A 5,101-nucleotide genomic window follows, 5' to 3' on the forward strand; every position below is an offset into this window, starting at 1 on the left:
TTCATCAAGCACTTAATTATCGAACACCACACGAGGTCTATTTCCAATAATTTCTGGCGTTTTACCCGGACACAGACAGCCTGATTTGCCACCTTAAATATACCCCTTGGCTGTCTAAAGGATGGGGGTAAGTTCAGCCTACCTCGCTCTATTCATGCGGTCACTGCCGCTGGGTTTGAGATAAAAGTCGTTTTATTTCTCTTAGCTACTATGATTACACTCATCGTTACATAAACACTAGCAACTTGCGTTACTCTAACGCAAGTTGCTAGTTGTCGGCATATTCAAACCAACAACCCCTAATCCCCGTACGAATTGTATCATTTCTGTAGGTTGAATCTCGACCTACAGGTTCTGATGGATTTTTAATAACTAGCAACTTAGATTACTCTAGTAAAAAACAAGGATTTCTCTGCTAGAATAGACATAAATTTGGTAAAGTCCATATATCGCCATAACACCGCGTCATCAGGCGGAGGATTGAACCAACTATTTTCTTGGGACATCTATACACCTCGTATCGAAGTAGAATATTGAAAAGTGTCTAACAGTCAGAACTATACATCACACAGCTCAACTATCATAAATCCCTTACGGCTGCCACCCCTCCACCAAGTTCCGTTCAATCTTTATCACCCGCCCAAGGATAATCATCTCCTCCGTGACAACAATCGGCGCATAGTTCGGGTTCGCGGACACCAACGCCGCGCTGTGATCGTAGAGGTAGAGTCGTTTACACGTCACATGCCCATCCATATACACAGCGACAACCGTCTTGTTGTTCCACTCCGGTCCCGGCTCGATGAGGAGCAGATCGCCATCGAGGATGAGCGGCGCCATTGAGTCGCCTCTGGCACGCAGAAAGAACCGACCTCTCCCAATTTTGTCTCGGTATACATGCTGATAACCCACAATATCTCCTTGACCCACCTGATCCAAGTCACCGCACGGGATGTCGCCCAAGACAGGCACCGCGACGAAATCGTCATCGGTCACCGGTTCCGCCTCGTCCAAGTGCGTCCAGTTACCAATCTTGAACGGGTTCCGAAGGGTTGCCAACGTTCGAGGGGGCGAATCGTCCTTCGCAATCAGGTCATCGACCGTGATCCGCCGATTGAGTGCTTCCGTAAAGCAATCCGCGATCGCCACCAGGATCTGCGGCTTCGGTGCCTGCGTATCCCCGCGAACAATTTTATGGATGGCGGTCTGCCCAATCCCAGCGGCTTCCGCCAAGTCCTTTTGCGTAATTTTTATCCCCTTCCGCTTACACTCCAACATCAGTTCATCAATTAACAGACTCATAATATCACCTCAAGAGAAATTATTCACTTCACCATAAAACCATATTGACAAACTCCCCTTTTAGTGATATAATTCTCTAATAAGGAAGTGTGTAGTAAGATTTACGCCCAAACGGGGCGACAGTTTTCCACTGAAACTATATTATTGCACACTTCCGCAAATTTTTCAAGGAGCAATCCGAAAAGTGGACTTTTCACTTGAGACACTCATCAACGAGAGTGGACTCCGCAAAAACTATATCGCCGAGTGCTTGGGCATCTCCGAGCAGTCGTTCTGCAACAAGCTGAAGAATCGACGCCGGTTCCGAGAAGCTGAAATCACAAAACTGAGCCAAACCCTGATGGTGTCCGAACGGATCATTCGACGGCTCTGTTGTAACAATTGATGGGCGACTGGTATGGGTTCCGGACGTGAAACGTGAATAGAGGTGTAGAAAGCATCCGCTAATCTACGCCAATCTTCGCTAATCTTTTTGATTCGTGGTGATTCGCGGAGGTCTTCGCAGACAAGAGAGATGAGGACGATTTTCTTTAATGGGCCGAAAGGGCACCGATGGGTTACGACGGTCGCCCCGACGGACGAGAACCCTTCGGCACCACCGCCGCCAGCGCCCGATGATCGCGCCGTGGATCGCCGGCGGTTCTTCGGGTTTCTGAACGCGATGCGTACTCAACTGGAACAGCATGGGGTGTCTGGTGACGATGTGCGGTGGTATTATGCCAAGCGGTTCGGCACAGCCGCTCCTGACACCACAAATTGTGCCAACCTTCACAGCGACGAAGATTCACAGTCCGATCAGCGATTAGGCCGAAAAATGTCCGGCTGTTCCCAACGTGAATGGGCAATTGCAGCGGCGGAGGTACAGGCGATGTTTCAGTCGCGGGAGATTTTTGCGGATCGGATCGTCCGGTTCAAAGCTGGGGAGGAGGAACAATGTCCAGACCAAGAGCGACTTCCATCGAAATCGGATTCAAGGAAAAGCTGCAGCACGAAGCAGACCGGTGCCAACAGGCAATCTTGGCTCGGCTTTATGCTGCTCCCGCCCGGATCGAGGACCTCGACGCACTCGGCTTTCCCAAGTCCCTTACGAACCGTGCCCTGAATTCCCTGCTACATCAGGCTCAGGTCACCTTCCACGGCTTCACCTACTTTTACGACCATCTGCGATCCCTGAAAGATTAAACAGCCGTTGCACAGAGAGGATTGAATGAACCTTACTAACCCCCAAAACGGAGAGGAACGAACCGTCGCGCTGCGGTACACGCGTATTCACGAAAACGCGATACATGCGATCGGCACAGAACTCTCTTACTCTGCGATGAAGGTGTATCTCTACATCAACTTCAACTGCAATCTCGCCAGCGGCATCACGCACCGGCTCAGCTACTCGCGGATCGCGGAGTATTGGGGGATTACGCTCAGGAGTGTCTATCGAGGGGTCGCAGAACTGGAGGCGGCGGGGCTAATCTTCATGAAAGAGTCGGGCGACTTTATGGGGGTTATCCCGCATCAAGGCTTGATCCAGAAGTTAGCTGCTCAACAGAGTTACGAAAAGAAGGAACGGCACTTTTATCAGGCGTTGCGGGAGCGGATTAACGAGAAATCGGAGGGCAGGACGGCACCGTTGCCGTTTGGAGCGGTGTGCAGGCTCTATGAGGCATTAATAGTGGAACGTGCAAAGGAGAAGCGGTTCTATCCGAAAGCGAAGGGATTCGGGCATCTCCAAGAGAAACTGGATCTATATGCCCCGATTGCGGAGTAAAAGTTTCAGGTTTGGGATTGGTCAATTAACTCATTTATAGTAAAGTTTAGAATTATTGATACACTTTCAATGCAGAACCAACCCCCTAAATCCCCCTTGTCAGGGGGACTTTGTCTCCTTATTTCTCGTGTTTACTATATATGTGTGACTATCGAAGCCAAATCTTCCTCAAGCAATGCTTCGACTATATCGGGTGTCTCTTTGAAGGTTGCCGGTTCATACCGAGCATAGATACTCGCGTTGTAGAGGTTAGCATAGCTACCACGGATTGGTCTAAGATCTTCATGTCGGTAGACAGCATTCTTACGTTTACTGTGCCCCCTGGGTGGTAGTTATCAAGGGCAAAAAATGCATCAACCCAGTGTAATGCTTGATAGAAAGCGGTGATAACAATCCAATCTGCGTGTTCGTGTGGATCCGCTGCCTGTAGAGTGAGTTGAGTAGATTTAGCTATGTCGCATTTTTGACGGTGTTCTTCAAAGGTCGGCATTATGATTCACGACTGAACAGATTAACGTATCCGTCTAGAGGCCATTCGGAAAAAGTGCGAATACCAATATGTTCAAAGTTAAAGAACCAATCAGTGTACTCATCGTAGAATCGGAATTCAATTTGAGATAGCTGGCCGGAGAGTTCTCGTCGGATACGGTCAACGGTAACGATGAACTCAATGCTTTTCTTATATTGTTTATAGACAACTTGTTGGACTTCCGGTATCTGGCTGACTGCCCGTTGAAATTCCTTCAGAATCTGCTCGGCTTCACCCACTTTATGGGCTTCAACACCCCGAACTAACGTGTTTTCAGTATCAGTCTTTGGGTCAGCGTGGGTCTGTGTGGTTTTCATAGCGACTCCTCCTTGTTCCCTTCATGTAGGCATATAAACACTATAGCAGTTTCAACCATGAAAACGCAACGAGAATTAAAAGAGGCAAACGCACCCCTTAACAAAATCTGTACCCTCCACCAGCGGCATCTCACCAACCCCAACGGGGCGACAGGTGTATCGTCGGGGACTGTGAAACCTAGCTCAATTCTAATGAACCAATGCACCCTATAGTAGTAGGCACTCTCCGTGTGCCGTAACTTCAATGAACTAATCTTCTTCCCCTTAACCAAATTTTCTAGGCTGCCGGATATTAAATTTTTATTAGGAAGTTCTTAAAGCTTTATTAGACGATTGTGGATAACTCGCCGGACTCAATAATCACAAGGGTTTCGGCGATTTTAATTTTGCGGCATTTTGACATCGGTGTCAAAATGCCGCAAATTGTGGATAACCTGTGGATAACTCAGAAAAGAATAATAAGTAAAACGTAATGCGTACGGTCTGTCAAGTCCTTACGTATTATCTGTTTCTACGCATCAGAAAGGAGCGATTATGTCCCAATCACTGACTTACCGTGTCGTTAAGACGGGTGGAATTGGGAAACTGATCCCTTGCCCGTGCGACGACCCGATTATCCTGGAGTTCAAAGACGGGATCCGTGACGCCTTCTTCCTCCGCGAGTTGGAGCCGAGCACGCAGCCGATCACAGATTCGTATTCCACACGCGGCAGTGCCCCTACAAACGGGGTCAAAGGTAAACCGAAAGGGCTGGAACGGGGGACGATAGACAAAATGCTCGAAATCTATCGATTCCTTGAAGTTCAATCGGAGCCGGTGTATCGCGCGACGATTGAGAAAGCGGTCGGCTTCAACTGCACCCGCCCTTTGATGTGCCAGCCATCGCAGTCGAAGCAGGTTACGCTGGAGAGCTTGGGGATCGCTGAACGGATTCCGGGGGAACGGACGTGGCTCACTTGGCGACTCACGGAGCTGGGTAGGACGGAGGGAGCGGATATTATTAGGGGGTTATGAAGGGAGGAGCCGTGCCTGACCCTGTGCCCCTATCTGTCACCGGGTCATTTAATTCTCCTGTAGGAAGGATCTCCGAATCCCGACCAACGCCCTTGATAAGGATGCGCTGAACACTACACAATCTCAGATCTACAAAACCAAACTAAGAAGCGCGGGGGACGGTATTATGGCATTGTG

General features: G+C 49.1%; 6 protein-coding genes. 4 read left to right on the plus strand and 2 right to left on the minus strand.

The window, feature by feature from the left end; translation table 11 throughout:
• Positions 1 to 591: 591 nt before the first annotated feature.
• Entirely contained in the window at positions 592 to 1,302 is a 711-nt protein-coding gene (locus tag J4G02_22375; GenBank protein MCE2397257.1) for a helix-turn-helix domain-containing protein, read from the minus strand.
• A gap of 184 nt (positions 1,303 to 1,486) precedes the next feature.
• On the opposite strand from J4G02_22375, the gene J4G02_22380 reads away from it, so the two are divergent.
• From J4G02_22380 to J4G02_22390, 3 genes are all read left to right on the plus strand, one after another.
• Positions 1,487 to 1,687: a hypothetical protein gene (locus J4G02_22380; protein MCE2397258.1), complete on the plus strand. Its 201-nt coding sequence runs from the start codon at positions 1,487 to 1,489 to the stop codon at positions 1,685 to 1,687.
• 129 nt (positions 1,688 to 1,816) lie between these two features.
• Entirely contained in the window at positions 1,817 to 2,404 is a 588-nt protein-coding gene (locus J4G02_22385) for a hypothetical protein (GenBank protein MCE2397259.1), read from the plus strand.
• Between the two features lie 105 nt (positions 2,405 to 2,509).
• A complete protein-coding gene (locus tag J4G02_22390) occupies positions 2,510 to 3,064 on the plus strand; it encodes a hypothetical protein (protein MCE2397260.1) in 555 nt (184 codons plus the stop codon).
• Between the two features lie 489 nt (positions 3,065 to 3,553).
• On the opposite strand, the gene J4G02_22395 is transcribed toward J4G02_22390, so the two are convergent.
• Entirely contained in the window at positions 3,554 to 3,910 is a 357-nt protein-coding gene (locus tag J4G02_22395; protein MCE2397261.1) for a hypothetical protein, read from the minus strand.
• 534 nt (positions 3,911 to 4,444) lie between these two features.
• Between J4G02_22395 and J4G02_22400 the strand changes: the two genes are divergently transcribed.
• Positions 4,445 to 4,924 carry a hypothetical protein gene (locus J4G02_22400; protein MCE2397262.1) on the plus strand — a complete coding sequence of 160 codons (480 nt, stop codon included), beginning with the start codon at positions 4,445 to 4,447 and terminating at the stop codon, positions 4,922 to 4,924.
• The last annotated feature ends 177 nt before the right edge of the window (positions 4,925 to 5,101 follow it).

The sequence above is a fragment of the Candidatus Poribacteria bacterium genome (assembly GCA_021295755.1).
Taxonomy (GTDB): Bacteria; Poribacteria; WGA-4E; order WGA-4E; family PCPOR2b; genus PCPOR2b.